A 16887-nucleotide genomic window follows, 5' to 3' on the forward strand; every position below is an offset into this window, starting at 1 on the left:
GGCGCCGGCGGCTCGCGCCCCGCTTCCGCGGCATCGCCCCCGGGCGGCGGGCCGCCGGCCGCACCTCCGCCGGGCGGTGCGCCATCCCCCGCCCCGGCGCTCGCGCCGTCCGACGTCATCCCCTCTGGCGGCACCTCTGTGACGGTGTCGCTCGTGGTATCGGGGCCGTCGAAGGCGGCGAGCGCCGCGAGTCCCTCGGCGGAGCCGTCCACGATCACGGACGGCCGCTCGGGCTCGACGCGGACCAGGCCAGGCGCGGACGGGCGGTCCCAGGCGCGGACCGCCGGCAGCAGGCGCGGCTCGCCGAGCGTTCCCGCCGCCCGCGGCCGCTCCCGCGGCGCACCGAACGTGGCGTCCGGCTCGCCGAGCTGGTCGAGCACGTCGGCGGCGTCCGCCGCGGGGGCCGCGCCGCTGCGCTGGCGGTCGTCGTCGGCGCCGGCGACCACCACGCGCGTGCCGAGCAGGTCGAGCAGCGGGTCCAGCTGGCCCGGAACGGCGCGCCGCTGCTGGACGAGCGCGTCGACCGTCCACAGCAGGTCCGTCGCGCGCAGGTCCGCGTAGCCCACGGCGTTGCGGGTCGCGACCGGCTTGTCGGCGAGCGTCGGGAGGATCGGGTCGATCGTCCCGCCCCAGTCGTAGTAGGCGTACAGCTGCCCCGGCAGGACGAGGGCACGCCCGTCCCCTGCGCGCGCGTCGACGTGCTCCGCGGCCGTCGCCCACGTCGACGGGATCCGCTCCCACAGCAGCTGGTCGTCGACGGCGCGGCCACGCGCCAGCGGCCAGCACGCGACGATCGCGAGCCCGACGAACACGACCGCCCGCGGCCGGGTCGCCGCGAAGCCGGCCAGCAGCGCGACGCCCAGCGCCACCAGCGGACCGGCCTTGTAGGTCGTGCGCAGAAACTGCACCGGGACAAAGTTGTTGTACGTGAAGTTCGACGCCCGGCGAAGCGGCGTTCCCTCTGGGAACCCGGCCATCATGACGATCAGTCCGATCAGGACGAGCGCGAGGGCGAAGGGCGCGAAGGGGTGCCGACGGGTCACTGCGAACCCCATCAGCGCCAGCGCCGGGACCAGCAGGCCGGCGAGCACGACGGGCAGGGCGAACAGCAGCACGGCGCCGTCCCCGAAGTACGGCCGCAGGTCTCCCCCGTAGCCGACGCCCAGGTAGGAGATCCAGTAGCCCATCAGCCGCAGCGACTCGGGCAGCGACGTCGTCGACCAGATCGTCCCGGGCTGCTCGGTGAAGCGCAGGAAGTCGACGCCGTAGCGGGATTGCACGAGCAGCGGCATCACCCACCACGCGGACGCGAGCGCGGTCGCGAGGCCGGTGCGCCACGCGAACGCCCACAGCCGCCGCACGTCGACCGCCCCGGTCCACCACAGGTACGCGCCGAGGAGCACCGGCCCGAGCAGCACCCACGCGGTGACGGCCGCGTTCACACCGCCACCGGAGGCCGTCACGATCAACGCGAACACCGCCGGCCAGCGCCACCCGCGCGCGAGCAACCCGCGCCGGACCGCCACCAGCAGCCACGGCAGCGCCGCGTACCCGAGCAGCGTGATCGAGGTCCGGGCCGTGAACACCACGACGTACGGGTTGAGCAGGAACAGCAGTCCCGCGACCGCGTGCGGGAGCCCGCGCCGGCCCGAGCAGAGCTCGTCCATCAGCCGCACGGCGCCCCACGCCGCCAGGAACAGCACCAGCGCGAGCCACAGCCGCTGGACGAGCCACGGCGCGCCTCCGAGCGCGTGGCCGAGCGCGAAGAACGGGCCCATCGGGAACAGGTAGCCGCCGTACTGGCCGCCCTGGACGTGCCCGAGGTCCCCGGTCGACGACCACGCCGACGCGACATCGGCCAGGAACCCACCCGGGTCCGTGTGCAGGTCGATCTTCGTGTCCGAAGACGCGAGCCCCGGCCGTTGCGCCAGAGAGATGAGCAGCGCCAGCGCCGCGAGGCCCGGGACGAGGAGGCGGGAGCGCAACGGCAAGGCGGCGAGGATACGGTCCACGCCCACGGATGGCACGGTCACGCCTGATTCTCGCCCTGCCGGTGCTGGCCCTGCCGGTGGGCCTCACGTTCGCCAAGGGCGGCTACTTCGACGTCCCGCGCCTGGCCGCGGGCGTGATCGCGTGCGCGCTGGTCGTGGTCGCGGCGGTCGCGACCAAGCGGCCGCTGCCCCGCGAACGCGCGCCCCGTCTCGCGCTGCTCGGCCTGGCCGCGCTGACCGCCTGGACGGGCGCCTCCCTGGCCTGGGCGCCGATTGCGGGCGTGGCCGGCGACGACCTCCAGCGCCTGCTCCTCTACCTCGCCACGTTCACCGCCGCGCTCGCGCTGCTGCCGCCCGCGCGCCGGATCGTCGAGCCCGTGCTGCTGGCCGGGATCGTCGCCGCCGCACTCTACGGCCTGTCCGAGCGCCTGCTGCCGGGCGTGTTCGAGCTCCAGACGCTGCCGTCCGCCAACGACCGCCTCGCCTGGCCGCTCACCTACTGGAATGCGATGGGCGCGCTGATGGGCATGGGCCTCGTGCTCGCGGCGGCGACCCGAAACCGCGTCGCGGCGGCCGCCGCCCCACTGCTCGGCCTGGCGCTGTACCTGACCTTCTCGCGCGGCGCGCTCGGGGCGACCGCCGTCGGCGTCGCCGCCCTGCTCGCGCTCGAACCCACCCGCGAGCGCCTGACCCGCACGCTGCTCGTCGCCGTCGCCGCCGCCATTCCGGCGCTCGCCACGTTCGCCCTCGGCGACCTCGAACGCCCCGGGGGCAGCGCGGCCCAGGGCGCGGCGATGCTCGCGCTGCTGGCCGTCACGAGCGCCGCCGCGGCGGCCCTGTTTCCGAAAGAGGGACTGTCCCTCTTTAGGAAACACCCCCGCTTTTTCCAGCCTGCCGTGAGGATCGACCCACACGAACCTAAAGAGGGACAGTCCCTCTTTATGTTGCGGGCGGTGGCGATCGGGGTGCTCGTGCTCGCGCTGGGGGCCACGATCGTGCTCTCGACGAGCGGCGGGCCGACGGAGACGCCCGCGAACGCGGAGGCGTCGCGGCTGCTGTCCACGCAGTCCAACCGGGACGAGTACTGGCGCGTGGCGCTGAGCACCTTCGCCGAGCACCCGCTCAACGGCGCGGGCAGCGGCGCCTTCCGCACGGAGTGGCTGCGCGAGCGCGAGATCCCGGAGGCCGTCCGGGACGCGCACTCGCTGTACTTCGAGACCGCCGCCGAGCTCGGCCTGGTCGGGCTCGCGGCGCTCGCCCTGTTCCTCGGCGGGATCGTCGGGATGGCGCGGCGCAATCCCCAGGCGGGCGCGGTCGCCGCGCTCGTCGTCTACGCCGCCCACGCGGGGCTGGACTGGGACTGGGAGCTCCCCGCGCTCACGCTCTTCGCGCTCGTGCTCGCCGCGCGGCTGGCGGACGAAGCGCCATCAGCGGACGCTCGACCAGCACCCAGCTAGCCGTCGCCAGCAGCACCGAGCCCACGAACGCGCCCACCAGCCACAGCGCGTACGGGTGCAGCCACGACTCCCAGGCGCCGAACCCCCACTTCGCCAGCAGCATCAGCACCAGCAGGTGGTAGAGGTACAGCCCGTAGGAGATCTCGCCCAGGCGCGCCAGCGGCCAGGTGCCCAGCACCCGCGCCGGTCCACCGCGCCCCGCGACCGCCGGCGCCAGCACGAGCAGCGCCACCGCCCCGTACAGCGCGTGCCGGGCGAGCCACTGGCCGTGCGTGTAGACGTCCAGCCGCGCATCGCCCAACGCCCAGCTGCCCACCAGGAACAGCGCCACCGCGCCGCCCCACCACCACCAGGAGCCGGACGGCCGCACGCCGCGCGCCTCCAGCAGCGCCAGCCCCATCCCGAGGGCGAAAAAGTCCAGGAACGCCGGCAGCGCAATCAGCGCCGGGTCCAACGGCCGCACCAGCGCCGGAGCGCCCGCCAACACGACCAGCTTGTACGCGACGCTGAACGCCACCATCCCGAGCAGCGGCCACACGGACCGCGTCCGCACCGTCAGCCACGCCCACAGCGGGAGAAACGCGTAGAACGCGACCTCGACGCACAGCGTCCACGCCTGCCCGAGCCCTTGCCCCGCCGTCTCGGCGCGGTACGTCTGCAGGAAGCCGAAGAACCACACCGGCGCGTCCCACACCTCGCGCAGCGGCAGCGCCAGAGCCGCCACCGTCAGCGCCACCCAGTACGCCGGCACGATCCGGAACAAGCGCCGCCACGCATACTCCCCTAGACGTAAAGACCCACGCAGAAACGGGCAATACAGCAAGTACCCCGACAAGAGGAAGAAGATCGTCACGCCGACGTCCAGCCGTCCGACCCACGGCTGCGCGGCCGCCTCCCCGCCCGCCCCGCGCCCCCAGTAACCGACCGCGTGGAACGCGAGCACCGCAAGCGCGGCCAGCGCCCGCACGCCGTCGAGCTCGGGCCGCCTCACCGCCGCCACACGAACGCCCCCACCAGGCCGACCAGGGCCAGCAGCGACACGATCCACCCCACCCGCCAGCTGAGCGGCGCGTAGACGAACTCGACGCGCGACGCCCCCGCGGGCAGCGCCACGCCGCGGAAGGTGTAATCCACCCGCTCGACGTCGACCTCCTCCCCGTCGACCCGGGCCTTCCAGCCCGGGTACCAGTTGTCGGTGAGCACGAGCGTCGCCGTCCGGTCCGCCCGCGCCTCCACCACGACGCGGTTGCGCTCCAGCGCCACGATCCGCGCCGCACCCGCCGGCCCCGGCGCACCCCCGGACCCGCCGCCCTCGACGATCACCTCCCGCCGCGCGTCGAACCCCGGCGCCGTGATCGCCGCGAACGAATCGGCCGCCGGGCGCCGCGCCCCGACGACCATCGCCCGCGGCAGCGCGCCCTCGTTCGCGTACACCCGCGCGTCCGGCCCGTCGTGCACGACCCGCAGCCCCGGCACCCGCAGCTCCGGGTCCCCGACCGGCTGCAGCACCCGCGAGACCCCGAGCAGCGAGAGGAACCGCAGCCGCTCGGCATCCACCTTCGGCAGCGACAGCGGGATGAACGCGGGCAGCGGCCCGACCTGCGACGGGAACTCGGGCGACAGCTTCGCCCGCCACAGCCGGTCGAAGCGCTTGTCCACCGGCAGGTCATAGCCGCGCGCCTCGGGCGCCGCGTAGTCCATCGGGATCGAGTTCTGGGAGATCGCCCCGATGCTCACGAACCGCGCGGGAGCTACCGCGGCCACCGCCTCGATCGCCGGTGTGGAGGGCTGGATCGCGTGCTCGCGCGGGATCGCCGGGTTGTAGCCCACCCCGGCCCACGCCAGATCGGCGAACACCACGACGAGCGCCGCCACCGCGACGTTGCGCCGCCACGCGAGCACGAGCAATCCCGCTCCCCCCACCACGAGCCACTGCACCACCGCCGCGCCGCGCACCACGAAGCCGACGTCCGGCTCGTTCACCGCCGGCGCGTCCGCGAACCCGAACGCGACCTGCACCGCCTCGCCGACCACGTCCCACGCGGAGCGGGACCGCACGACCGTGTACGCCACCGGGAACAGCAGCACGGCGACCCCGACGAGGAGCACCCGCCGCGACACCCCGCGCCGCACGACGTCGTCCAGCCCCCACCCCGCCAGCAGCGCCAAGCACAGCAGGTAGAGCACGGCCAGCCGCGTGTTGTGCCCGCTCGAGAACACCGGCAACGCGGTGACGAGCTGGAACACGGGCGGGACCCCGAGCACCACCGCCATGCAGGCCACGCCCAGCACGGCCGCCGCCACCCGCTCCCGCGTCGGCCGCAGCAGCGCGATCCCGGCCAGCAGCAGCGGCAGCGCGCCGCCGTAGAACGCGCGCGCCAGCAGGAAGAAGTCGAGCGGCGTCTGGGTCGGCTTGCCCCAGTAGAACGGCACCATCACGCCGAGCGCGAACTTGCGCGAGGTCCAGATGTGGCGCGCTTCCCCCGCCCGCTGCTCGAGGTCCGCCGACCGCAGCACGAGCTCCGCCGCCGGCAGCAGCACCAGGGCCGCCAGCGCCGCGCCCCACACGCCGCCGGCCACCAGCCACGCCGCGGTCCGCCACCCGGGCCGCCGCAGCGCGCAGAACACGACCGTTGCGACCAGCAGATGGAAGCTCGACTCCGGATGCCCGCCCAGGAACTGGATCGCGATCACGAGCGCGAACAGCGCGACCCGGCGCAGGTCGGGCCGGCGCATCACCCCGTCGGCCGCGGCCAGCGCCCACGGGATCATCGCCCACACGCTCACGTGCGGATACGAGACCCACGTGACCATCCACAGGCTGAACCCGTAGACGAGCCCGGCCAGCAACGCGCCCGGCCAGCGCATGTTCAGCGCCCGCGCGAGCAGGAACGCGCCGAACGCGGCGACCCAGAACTTCAGGATCGCCTGCCACGCCAGCGCGGTGAAGGCATCCATGACCCACACCACTGCGTTGAACGGCGAGAAGACCGCGCTCTGCGAGTTGGCCAGCGTCGGCCGGCCGGCCTGGATGTACGGGTTCCAGAGCGGGATCTCCGGCAGCGAGCGCTTGACCTCGCGCAGGAACGGCTGCACGTGCTCGGGCGCGTCGCCGAGCTCGGGGTTCGCGGGCCGGATCAGGTCTGCGGGCCTGGACGCGCCCCACGGTGCCTCGAACCACAGCTCGTCCGAGTTGGAGAGCACCTTCCCCGGGACCAGCGCGGGCGAGACGAACGCGAGTGCCAGCAGTGCGTACAGCAGCGCCGCCGCGAGCAGCGGATGGCGCTTCACCGCCGCCACGCGACCCCGACCAGCGCCAGCGCCGTCAGCAGCGACACGATCCATCCGATCCGCCAGCTCAGCGGCGCGTACCGGAACTCGACGGTGTGCGTCCCCGCCGGCACCACGACGCCCCGCAGCAGGTGCTGGGTGCGGATGATCGGGGCGTCCGCGCCGTCCACCGTCGCCTTCCAGCCCGGGAAGTACGTGTCGGCGAGCACGACCATCGCCCGCCCGCGCGTGTCGGAGCGCACCGCCACGTGCTCAGGGTCGTCGCGCGTGATCCGCGCGGTGCCGGACCCGTCGAGGCCCAGCGGCTCGCTCACCACCGCCTCCGGCCCGGACTCGAGCACCGCGGTCAGCTGATCCTCGACGACCCGCTCGCTCCCGGCCACGTACGTCCGTGGCGTGGCGCGCGGATTCGCGTACACGACCGCGTCCGGCCCGGCATACACCCGCGGCAGCGACAGCGCAGGCTCATCCGGCGGCTGCAGGATCCGCGTGACGTTCAGTAGGCCCAGCGCCCGCAGCGCCTCCGGCCCGGCCGACGCCCGCACCGACGGCAGCGTCAGCCCCAGGGGGTCCGGCGGGTTGACGGCGCGCCGCCACAGCTCGTCGTAGCGCTTCTCGGTCGGATAGTCGTAACCGCGGGCGTCGTGCAGGCCGAAGCGCATGCCGACGTTCGCCGTCAGCGGCGTGAGCAGCTCGCCCCCGACGGCCACGAAGCGGCCGTTCGCGAGCTCGCGCATGGCCGGGGTGAACGGCACCGTGGCGTGATCGACGGGGATCGCGGGATTCTGGCCCATGCCGGCGCGGAACAGGTCGAGCACGGTGAGGGTGACCGCGAGCGTCGCCAGGTGCGCGGGCCGCTTGACCACCAGCACGCCCGCCAGCAGCGCGAACGGCACCCAGATCAGCATCGACGTGAGCGGCAGCACGGCCGGATCGGTGGGCGTGACGAAGCCCCAGGCGCTCGCGAGCGCGTCCCCGAGCGGGAACCGCAGCCCGCCTTCCGCGAAGCCGCCCACGATCGGCAGCACCAGCACGCCGACCGCCAGCGGGAGCAGCCACCGCGATGGCCGCAGCGAATCCAGCCCCCACCCAGCGAGCAGCGCGACCGCCAGCAGCGCGATAATTGCCAGCCGCGTGTTGTGGGCCATGCTGAAGCCCGGGACGAGGTGGATGAGCGTGAAGAACGGCTCCACGCCGACCACGATCGTCAGCGCGACGGCACCCGCCGCCGCGATGATCAGCCGCTCACGCGTGGGCTTGAGCACCAGCGCGCACGCCGCCAGCAGCAGCGGCAGCGCGCCCGCGTAGAACGCCCGCGCCACGATGAACGGCTCGCTCACCAGCTGCGTCGGGCGGCCCCAGAAGTCCGGCAGCGCGACGCTCAGCAGGTAGCGCAGCGGCGAACGCGCGGGCTCGCGGTCCTTCCGGTTGGCGAGATCGGACGAGTGGTACAACAGCTCGAGGAACGGCAGCAGCACAGCCGCGGCCAGCGCCGTGCCCGCGAGCGCGCCGATCCCGAACCGCAGCAGGCCGCGCCAGCCCTGCATGCGCAGCAACGCGAAGGCGAGCGTCGCCGCCAGCACGTGGAAGCTCGTCTCCGGATGCCCGCCCGTGTACTGCACGGCGACCACGACGGCCAGCCCGACGACCGGCAGCCGCCCGGGACGCCGCACGACGCGGTCGGTGAGCAGCAGCAGCCAAGGCAGCCACGCCCACACGCTCGAGAGCGGCCATGCGAGCCAGACGACGTGGAAGAGGCCGAAGCCCGCCACCACGCCCGCCAGCAGCGCGCCGGCGTGGCTCTGGCCCAGCGCGCGAGCGAGCAGGAACGTCCCGAACGCCGGCACCCACAGCTTCAGCGCGCCGATCACGCCCAGCGACCACCAGAACGGCAGCACGTACGCCGGCCACGAGAACGGCGAGAAGACCGCGGGCTGGATGCTCGCGTGGAACGGGCGGCCGCCCTCGATATGCGGGTTCCAGAGCGGCATCTCCGGCAGGCGGGAGCGGGTGTACTCGAGCGCGGGCTGGAAGTAGGCGACCGCGTCCGCGAGCTCGTAATTGGAGCCGTACGGAGGCACGCCCGGCGGCGTGTCCGCAGTCCACGGCGCGAGTGACCAGAGCAGGTCGGTTGACGCCAGCGTGTGGCCGGGGATCAGCGCGGGCGCGACCATCGCGACCGCCAGCAGCGCATAGAACAGCGCCGCCGCGAAAACCGGGCGCCTAGCGGCCAAGGGGTGAGAGCGCCCGTGCGCGGGCGGCGGCCTGCTGGGCGATCGCCGGGTCCGTGTCGGCGGCGGCCGACCGCAGCAGCCCCCAGGCCTCGAGGTTGGCCGGCTCGGCCCGCGTGACGGCCTGCAGCGTCGCGATCGCCTCGCGTGTGCGGCCCTGGCGGGCGAGGATCACGCCCTCGAAGAGCTCGGGGCGCCGGTCCGGGTTCCAGCGCCGCGCCTGGGTGAGCAGCCGCTCGCTCTCGGCCTGCGGCGGCGGCTCCGGCGCCTCGAAGGCGAGCTCGATCAGCCGCTCCTCGGCGCGCCCCGCCCGCGCCTGGACGACGAGCCAGGTGCCCGCGACGAGCGCGGCGACGACGAGCAGGACCCGGGCGACCATGGCGTGGCAGTATGCCGGGCGTGGGCGACCCCAACGTCTTCTCGCCGCAGTGGCAGCCGGGCACGCCGCCCGGCGTGAAGGGCCAGATGGTCGGCGCGGCAGCCGGCGCGACCGAGCTCGGCGCCACCGTCTACGAACTCGAGCCCGGCGTCGCCGTCTCGCCCTACCACCTGCATCACGGGAACGAGGAGCTGTTGATCGTGCTGAGCGGGCGCGTGCGGCTGCGCACGCCCGACGGCGAACGGGAGCTCGACGCGGGCGCCGTGGTCGCGTTCCCGCGCGGTGCGGACGGCGCGCACCGGGTGGCGGCGGGCCCCGAGGAGCCCGCCCGCGTCCTGCTCGTCTCCACCATGAACTTCCCGGAGATCGCCGAGCACCTGAGCACCGGCACGACGCTGACGATGTCCTCCCCGGGCGTCGGGAAGGCGTTCAGCGCCGACGGCGAGGTGCCGTTCCTGGAGGCCTACGCGGCCGCGATCGAGCGCGACACGAGCACGTCGTAGTACCCGAACCGCGATTCCAGCCGGTACGCGCGCTCGAGGTAGTCGTCGAGCGCGGTCGAGCCGCTCGGCTCGCCGCGCCGGTTCGGCTCGGGCTTCGAGGACGCCGGGTCCGTCCAGCGGATCACGACGCGCGGGCGGCGCTGCTCGAGCGCGCGGACGATGTTGCGCTGCTCCTCCGGCTTGGCCTGCAGCAGCACGTCGCGGCGCAGGACGTTCGGGCGGTCCGTGAGGTAGTGCAGGAGCGGGTTGGTGAACGTGACGAGGTCGGACCGGCGGGGCGCGACGTAGATCGGCTCCCCGGGCGGCACCAGATGGTCGATGCGCGCGACCACCTCGGGCAGCGCCCTCGCCTCTTCGGGCGGGATGGCGATGCCGCGGTAGGTGGTGAGCTCGGGCGGCCTGAGCAGCGCCGACGCGCGGTTCCCGACGCCGACGACGATCAGGATCGCGAGCAGTGCGATGCCGACCACTGCCGGCCGGACGAACGCGGCGAGTGCCGCCGCCACGACGAGCAGGCCCTGCGCGTGCTCGAGATCGGCCCGGGAGACGTAGTAGATCGCCGCGCCGGCGCCGAGCACGACGAGCCCGGCCGCGGGGCGGCGGGGCACGGCCAGCGCGAGCACGATCAGTGCCGCGTACGGCGCCAGCCACGCCAGGAAGTCCTTCGGATCGCCCCCGTCGAACCCGGCGGGGAACGGCAGCCGCCACCACGCGCCGTCCTTCGTGGCCTGGACCACGAGCGCGTCCCACACGGTTCCCGGGCCGGCCGCGACGATGAACGGCGCGTAAAGCCCGAGCCCGACGACGGCCGCCACGCCGAGCGCGACCGCGGCCGCGCGCGCGCCGCCCCGCGCCTCGCCGGCGCACCGCGACTCGTCGCCCTCCCTCGCGCGGACGCGTCGCTCTCCCGCCACGAACACGGCGGCCGCGGCCAGCGCGCCGATCACGCCCACGTCCGGGCGCCAGAACGCGGCCGCCGCGGCCAGCGCGCCCGCCCACGCCGGCCGTCCTCGCGTTGCGCACAGCACGGCGCCGAGCGCGAAGGCCAGCGCCGGAGCGGTCGGGTTCGCGCTGGTGGGCTGCGCGGCGGTCACCGCAGCGGCGGCCCACGCCCACGGCGCCCAGCGCGGGCGGACGTCCCGCACGAGGGCCCACACGAGCACCGCCGCCGTGGCGTCGGCGGCGACGCGCAGCACGCGCCACGAGAACAGCGACTCGCCGGTGGCCAGGACGACGAGCGGCTGGCCTGGGCCGTAGGACCAGCTGAAGTCGCGCCACGGCCACTGGCCGTCGGCCATGCGGGCCGCGGCCTGCATGAGGATGCCCTCGTCGAGCGGGCCGAGGTAGCGGCGAGCGGTGAAGCCGCTGATCAGCGCCGCGGCCAGCCACAGCACGGCGAGCCCGGCGCCGGACGCTGTCGCGGCTCGCCGAAGCACCGCGGCGCTCACCGCACGTACCCGCGCAGCTCGGCCAGCAGCGGCCGCTCGAGGCGCCACGTCGCCGCTGCGAGCCCACCGAGCCAGACCGCGAGCTCGAGCAGCGCCTGCCAGAGCGGGCGCTCGCCGCCCCACAGGGCGCCGCGCAACGCGAGCACCGGCACCGTCGCGAGCGCCACCGGCACGGCCGCGCGCAGCGCCATCGGCAGCAGCCGCGCGCCCGGGAGCAGCCGGCGCACATAGACCGCCCGCGCGCCCAGGACGCACAGCGTGCAACCGATGCGCCCGCACACGAACCCCCACGAGCCCCAGAGCAGCGCGCCCGGAACGGCCAGCGCCGCGAAGGACGCGCCGAACACGCCGGACTCGACGGCCTGCGGCCACGACTCACCCCGCGCGCGGTAGAACGCGAACCACGAGTAGCCGATCTGCTGCAGCGCGACCGCGACCGCGAGCCCGCCGAGCAGCACGATCGCGCCGCGCCAGTCGTCGCCGAGCACGAACACCACGAGGTCCGCGCCGAACAGCGCGAGCCCGGCCCCGAACGGGAACGCCCACATCAGCGTCAGCCGGTTCGCCTTCTCGAACAGCTCCTCGAGCACCTCGGCCCGCTCGCGCACGCGGACGATCGCGGGGTAGATCGTGGTCGCGAGGATCTGGTCGGCGCGGTCGGCGTACCGCGTCAGGGTCGCCGCAAGCGTGATGTAGCCGGCCCCGACGAGCCCGTCGTCGAGCCCGAACACCGCGATCTGGCCCTGCGCCACGAGCAGAGCGACCAGCGACGTCACGAACACGGGCCACGAGAACCGCAGGTACCGCCGCGCCGCCGCCCGGTCCGGGCGCAGCCGTAGCGCGTACGGCGAGCTCCGCCACGCGGCCAGGACCGCCGCCAGATTGCCGACGAACGGCCCGATCACGAGCGCCCACACGCCGACACCGGCGAGCAGCAGCGGCACCGCCACGGCGACCGTCACGAGCGGCACGATCGCCTGCAGCACGCGCAACCGCACGTACTCCATGCGCTTGAAGAACACCCACTGCGGCGCCTGCAGCGTGAACGCCACCGGCAGGTACGTCACCGCCAGCGTCAACCCCAGCAGCCGGGAGTCGTCGTAGGCCGCCGCAAGCACCGGCGCGAGCGCCGCCACCGCCAGCGCGCTCACCAGCCCCAGCGCCAGCTCGACCGTCAACGCGCGCTGGAACTCGGCTTCCTCGTCGTCGACGGCGGTCTGCACGAACGCCTCGTCGATCCCCACCCGCCGCAGCGCGACGATCGTCATGGCCGTCGTGGTCACGATCCCGTACAGGCCGATCGCGTCCGGCCCCAGCAGCGCCGTCGCCAGCAGCCCTTGCAGGAGCACCAACAGCTCCGCCCCGGACAGGAACGCGGCGTTGACCACGCCGCCACGCGCCGTGCGCGCACGCAGGCCGGGCGGGTCCGGAACGCGGCGCGACGCCATGACGCGCGATGCTAGTGGCGCCCGATGACCGAGCCTGTGCTCTTCGCCTCCTACGCCGGCGTCCTCGGCGGCGCCGAACGCGTGCTGCTGGACTGCGTGACGCGGCTCGAGCGGCCGCTGCGGGTCGCGTGCCCGCCCGGGCCGCTCGCGGACGAGCTGCACGCCGCGGGGATCGACCACGTGCCGCTCCAGGACCGCGGGCTGGCCAAGAGCGCGACCGGCACGCTCGGCCTCACCTACGAGCTGACGAAGCTCAAGCCGTCCACGCTCGTCGCCTGGGGCGCCAAGGCCGTGATGGCGGTCGCGGCCGTGCCCAACACGCGCCGGATCGCCGTGCACCACGACCTCTTCGACTCCCCCGCGCTGCGCGGCGCCGTCCGCGCCACCACGAAGCGCTCGGACGTCGTCGTCGCCGCCTCCCAGGCGGTCGCGGACGACCTTGCGCTCGAGGCCACGATCCTGCACCCCGGCGTCGACCTCGACGTGTTCGTCCCCACGCCACTGCCCGACGGCCCGCCCAAGGTCCTGATCGCGGGCGCACTCGTGCCGTGGAAGCGCCCGGATCTGGCCGTCGCGATCGCCCGCCGGATGCCCGACGCACGCTTCACGTTCGCCGGCGAGCCGCTCCCCGGCGACCCCATGCCGGAGCTCGACCCTCCGCCGAACGTCACCTTCGCGGGCCGCACCGACATGCACCGCGCCTTGCAGGAGCACCACGTGCTGCTCCACTGCGCCGACCGGGAGCCCTACGGCCTCGTGCTCGTAGAGGCGCTGGCGTCCGGCCGGCCGGTCGTCGCGCCCGCCGCCGCGGGCCCGCTCGAGATCCTCGACCGCGGCCTCTACACCCCCGGCGACGTCGACGAAGCGGTCACCAAGATCCGCGAAGCGCTCGAGGACCCCGGCGACCCGAGACAGCGCGCCGTCGACGTCCGCGACAGCGTCGCCCGCCTCGGCGCCGTCCTCGGGTGACCTGGGCCGCCGTCATCGTCCTGCACCGCTCCCGGCCCCACCTGGAGCGGCTGCTGCCGACGATCAACCCGCCTCAGCTGATCGTCGTCGACGTCGGCCCCGACGACGGCGGCGCGCAGCTGGCCCGCGACCATGGCGCGCACGTCATCGAGCGCCGCGACAACCCCGGCTTCGGCGCCGCCAACAACCTCGCGCTCACCCACGTGACGCACCCCACGACCGTGCTCCTGAACCCGGATGCGATCGACCAGCACGGCGTCCTCCCCGAGCTCGCGCGACGAGCCACCCAGCCCGGCCTGCACGCGCCCCGCCTGCTCAACGAGGACGGCAGCGTGCAGCGCAGCGCCCACCCGCTCCCGGGCACGGTCGGCGCCTTCATCCCCGCCCTGCTGCCGTTCGCCCCGGTGCGCGCCGAGCCGTACCGGTCCGCGACGCCGCGCACGGTCGGCTGGGTGATCGCGGCGTGTGTCGCCGCCCCCACGCACCTGATCCGCTTCGACGAACGCATCCACCTGTTCGCGGAGGACATGGACCTGTGCCTCCAAGCCCGTAACCGCGGCCTGCGCACCTACCTCCACACCGACCTGGCGGTCACCCATACAGGCGGTCACAGCATCGAGCACGAACCGTTCCTGCAGCTTGCGCAGAACCGGCACGACGTGATCGAGCGCACGCTCGGGCGCCGCGCGGCGCGGCGCGACGCCGCCGCTCAGATCCTCACGTTCGCCCTCAGAACGTACAAAGGCCGCCGCGAGCGACAACAGCTCGCGGCGGCCTTGGAGGGACGACGCAACTCGTGACTAGGCCGGTTCGCGCAGGGCGGCGGGCTCCGGCCGCTGCGAGAGGCGCTTGAGGGCGCGCTCCTCGATCTGGCGGGCCCGCTCCGTCGACACGCCGAGCTTGCGGCCGGCCTGCGACAGCGTCTGCGGCTCACGGTCGCCGGCACCGAAGCGCATCTCGATGACGTCACGCTCGGGCTCGGGGAGCTCGGCGATGGCGTTCAGGAGCGTCTCGGACTTCAGCGCCTCGTGGACCTCTTCGTCCACGGCCGGGGTCTCGATCGCCAGCAGGTCGCCGAAGGCGGTGTCGCCGTCGTCGCCAACCGGCTTGTCGAGGCTGACCACCGCGCGGTCGGCCTTGCGGATCTCGATGACGTCCTCCAGCGGCAGGTCCGCGGCGGACGCGATCTCCTCGTCGGACGGCTCGTGACCGAGGCGAGTGGTGAGCTCACGCTCGATGCGACCGACCTTACGGGAGCGCTGCGCCACGTGGACGGGGAGGCGGATGGTCCGGCTGGTGTTCTCGAGGCCGCGCTGGATCGCCTGACGGATCCAGAGGGTCGCGTACGTCGAGAACCGGAAGCCCTTGCGCCAGTCGAACTTCTCGACGGCGCGGATCAGCCCCAGCATCCCTTCCTGGATCAGGTCACCGAGGGCGAGGCCCTGGCCCTGATAGCGGCGCGCGTTCGCGACCACCAGGCGGAGGTTGGAGTTGATCATGCGTTCCTTGGCTGCCAGGTCTCCGCGCTCGATCCGCTTGGCGAGTTCGATCTCCTCACTCGGCTTGAGCAGCGGGTACCGGCCAGCCTCACGCAGGAGCAGCTGCAGCGAGTCCAGGGTCGGGTCGACCTCGTGCTCGGTGTCGCGGCGGCGTGGGGTGTCGGTGATGGTGCTCAGTTGGGGGTCCTTCCAAGAGTCAGTTCAAGTCCTACCGGGGCAGTAGGAATTATAGGCTAAGTTACTTGTTTCCGCAACCACCTTGTTCGGGCCCCACGACACACGACCGGACCCGGCAAGCTGGAGTCTCTTCGAGGTGGAACGCCGCAGACATTCACGGCCGTCCCTCCGGAGAGGTCCCGATCTCCCGCTAAGCTTGTGACCGTTGCGGCGAGATCAGGGCGCAGGCTGGACGCCCGCGCACAACAGACAACCCAAAGAATGCCACAGGGTTACGCTGATTGTGCCCACGAGGGGAGAGATTTAACGGCTCCTCATGGATTCTGCGCCCCGCCGTGAGACTCTCGTAGGCAAGAGCCCGCCGAGCGGACGCTCTATTTCTCGCGCTGTGCCGCCCTTTGCGGCCGTTTCTGTGACGATCGTCCGGAGTCGTTCCTGGAATCGCTCGACTCCAAACCTGTGTGCCGATGTCACACAAGTGGACGAGTGCGTCCGCGCCACATCGAAGCTCGAGACGGCCTCCGCGAGCGCCTTCGGGTCGTCCCCATCGTCGTAGAAGGTTCCGGTCACCCCTTCTGTGACCGTTTCGAGAACACCGCCCGCACGTAGCGCGATCACGGGCCGGCCGCTCGCCAGCGACTCGACCGCCGCGATCCCGAACTCCTCCTCCGCCGTGACCACCAGCGCCTGCGCCGTGCGCAGCAGATCGGCGACCTCGCTGTCCGACAGCCGGCCCGTCAGCCGGACGGTCGGGCCGGCGAGCCGCTTCAGGCGGCGGTACTCCGGCCCGTCCCCCACGACCACGAGCGGCCGGCCGAGCGCGTTGAAGGCGCGGATGGCGACATCGATGCGCTTGTGCGCCATCAGCTCCGCCAGCACGAGGTAGTGGTCCCCGACCGGGCCGGGTGAGAAGCGGCTGAGCTCCACCGGCGGGTGCAGGACCGTCGACTCGCGGCCGAAGTAGCGCCGTATGCGCTTCTGGGTGATCGTCGAGTTGGCGACGTAGGCGTCGACGCGCTGGGCCGCGATCCAGTCCCACTGGCGCCAGCGCGAGAGCAGCAGCCGCAGCGCGGGACGGGTCAGCGGGCTGCGGGCGGCGAGCGTCGCCTCGCGCTCGGACCACGCGTAGCGGAACGGGTTGTGGCAGTAGCAGACGTGCACGGCGCCGGGGTCGACCAGCACGCCGTGCGCCCACGCGCTCGAGCTGGAGACGACGATGTCGTAGCCGCGCAGGTCCAGCGACTCGACCGCGTGCGGGTAGAGCGGGAGCAGCGGGCGAAAGGTGTTCGACGTCGGGTGCAGCTTCTGCAGGAAGGACGCGTGGGGGTGGCGCGCGGCGAAGCGCCCTTCGGTGCCCTTCTCGTCGTAGACGGCGGTGAAGACGTCCGCGTCCGGCCAGGCGTCGCAGATGGCCGCGAAGACGCGCTCCGCGCCTCGCAGGTCCAGAAGGAAGTCGTGAATCAGAGCGACGCGCGGCATGAACGCGCCATCCTA

At 73.7% G+C, this 16887-nt stretch carries 13 protein-coding genes; 4 read left to right on the plus strand and 9 right to left on the minus strand.

Annotated elements, in window-relative coordinates; translation table 11 throughout:
* Positions 1–2018 (minus strand): alpha-(1->3)-arabinofuranosyltransferase domain-containing protein (locus tag OJ962_RS28725; RefSeq protein ID WP_270006772.1); only part of this gene is annotated, 2018 nt, incomplete at its 3' end.
* 2 nt (positions 2019–2020) lie between these two features.
* Here OJ962_RS28725 and OJ962_RS28730 point away from each other — a divergent pair.
* The gene (locus OJ962_RS28730; RefSeq protein WP_202954005.1) at positions 2021–3448 is read left to right on the plus strand and encodes an O-antigen ligase family protein; all 1428 of its coding nucleotides are present in this window, start codon (positions 2021–2023) and stop codon (positions 3446–3448) included.
* Here OJ962_RS28730 and OJ962_RS28735 read toward each other — a convergent pair.
* The 4 genes from OJ962_RS28735 to OJ962_RS28750 are packed head-to-tail and all read right to left on the minus strand — an operon-like array spanning position 3369 to position 9349.
* On the minus strand, positions 3369–4439 hold the full coding sequence (locus OJ962_RS28735; RefSeq protein ID WP_270006773.1) for an acyltransferase family protein: 1071 nt from the start codon (positions 4437–4439) through the stop codon (positions 3369–3371). The two genes, OJ962_RS28730 and OJ962_RS28735, sit on opposite strands and share 80 nt — an antisense overlap.
* Positions 4436–6739 (minus strand): YfhO family protein, encoded by a 2304-nt coding sequence (locus OJ962_RS28740; RefSeq protein WP_202954003.1) that lies wholly within the window; start codon positions 6737–6739, stop codon positions 4436–4438. Before OJ962_RS28740 ends, OJ962_RS28735 begins: the two co-directional genes overlap by 4 nt.
* Positions 6736–8973: a YfhO family protein gene (locus OJ962_RS28745; RefSeq protein WP_202954002.1), complete on the minus strand. Its 2238-nt coding sequence runs from the start codon at positions 8971–8973 to the stop codon at positions 6736–6738. The genes OJ962_RS28740 and OJ962_RS28745 overlap by 4 nt, the downstream gene beginning before the upstream one ends.
* Positions 8963–9349 carry a hypothetical protein gene (locus tag OJ962_RS28750; protein WP_202954001.1) on the minus strand — a complete coding sequence of 129 codons (387 nt, stop codon included), beginning with the start codon at positions 9347–9349 and terminating at the stop codon, positions 8963–8965. Before OJ962_RS28750 ends, OJ962_RS28745 begins: the two co-directional genes overlap by 11 nt.
* Before the next feature lie 20 nt (positions 9350–9369).
* On the opposite strand from OJ962_RS28750, the gene OJ962_RS28755 reads away from it, so the two are divergent.
* Positions 9370–9852 (plus strand): cupin domain-containing protein, encoded by a 483-nt coding sequence (locus tag OJ962_RS28755; protein WP_202954000.1) that lies wholly within the window; start codon positions 9370–9372, stop codon positions 9850–9852.
* On the opposite strand, the gene OJ962_RS28760 is transcribed toward OJ962_RS28755, so the two are convergent.
* Both OJ962_RS28760 and OJ962_RS28765 read right to left on the minus strand, forming a co-directional pair.
* Positions 9813–11300 carry a hypothetical protein gene (locus tag OJ962_RS28760; protein ID WP_202953999.1) on the minus strand — a complete coding sequence of 496 codons (1488 nt, stop codon included), beginning with the start codon at positions 11298–11300 and terminating at the stop codon, positions 9813–9815. The genes OJ962_RS28755 and OJ962_RS28760 overlap by 40 nt on opposite strands.
* Positions 11297–12748, minus strand: a complete 1452-nt coding sequence (locus OJ962_RS28765) for an oligosaccharide flippase family protein (RefSeq protein WP_202953998.1) — start codon at positions 12746–12748, stop codon at positions 11297–11299. The genes OJ962_RS28760 and OJ962_RS28765 overlap by 4 nt, the downstream gene beginning before the upstream one ends.
* 24 nt (positions 12749–12772) lie before the next feature.
* Here OJ962_RS28765 and OJ962_RS28770 point away from each other — a divergent pair, with 24 nt between their 5' ends.
* On the plus strand, positions 12773–13717 hold the full coding sequence (locus OJ962_RS28770; RefSeq protein WP_202953997.1) for a glycosyltransferase family 4 protein: 945 nt from the start codon (positions 12773–12775) through the stop codon (positions 13715–13717).
* Positions 13714–14517 (plus strand): glycosyltransferase family 2 protein, encoded by an 804-nt coding sequence (locus OJ962_RS28775; protein WP_270006774.1) that lies wholly within the window; start codon positions 13714–13716, stop codon positions 14515–14517. The genes OJ962_RS28770 and OJ962_RS28775 overlap by 4 nt, the downstream gene beginning before the upstream one ends.
* On the opposite strand, the gene OJ962_RS28780 is transcribed toward OJ962_RS28775, so the two are convergent.
* Both OJ962_RS28780 and OJ962_RS28785 read right to left on the minus strand, forming a co-directional pair.
* Positions 14518–15393 carry a sigma-70 family RNA polymerase sigma factor gene (locus tag OJ962_RS28780; RefSeq protein ID WP_407697549.1) on the minus strand — a complete coding sequence of 292 codons (876 nt, stop codon included), beginning with the start codon at positions 15391–15393 and terminating at the stop codon, positions 14518–14520.
* A gap of 303 nt (positions 15394–15696) precedes the next feature.
* Positions 15697–16872: a glycosyltransferase gene (locus OJ962_RS28785; RefSeq protein WP_202953995.1), complete on the minus strand. Its 1176-nt coding sequence runs from the start codon at positions 16870–16872 to the stop codon at positions 15697–15699.
* Positions 16873–16887: the final 15 nt, after the last annotated feature.

The sequence above is a fragment of the Solirubrobacter deserti genome, from assembly GCF_027587175.1.
In the GTDB taxonomy this organism is placed as follows: domain Bacteria; phylum Actinomycetota; class Thermoleophilia; order Solirubrobacterales; family Solirubrobacteraceae; genus Solirubrobacter; species Solirubrobacter deserti.

Coding starts and splice junctions, on each gene's coding strand:
- OJ962_RS28730 (WP_202954005.1), top strand. CDS start 2,021: ATGGCACGGTCACGCCTGATTCTCGCCCTGCCGGTGCTGGCCCTGCCG.
- OJ962_RS28750 (WP_202954001.1), bottom strand. CDS start 9,349: ATGGTCGCCCGGGTCCTGCTCGTCGTCGCCGCGCTCGTCGCGGGCACC.
- OJ962_RS28765 (WP_202953998.1), bottom strand. CDS start 12,748: ATGGCGTCGCGCCGCGTTCCGGACCCGCCCGGCCTGCGTGCGCGCACG.
- OJ962_RS28770 (WP_202953997.1), top strand. CDS start 12,773: ATGACCGAGCCTGTGCTCTTCGCCTCCTACGCCGGCGTCCTCGGCGGC.
- OJ962_RS28785 (WP_202953995.1), bottom strand. CDS start 16,872: ATGCCGCGCGTCGCTCTGATTCACGACTTCCTTCTGGACCTGCGAGGC.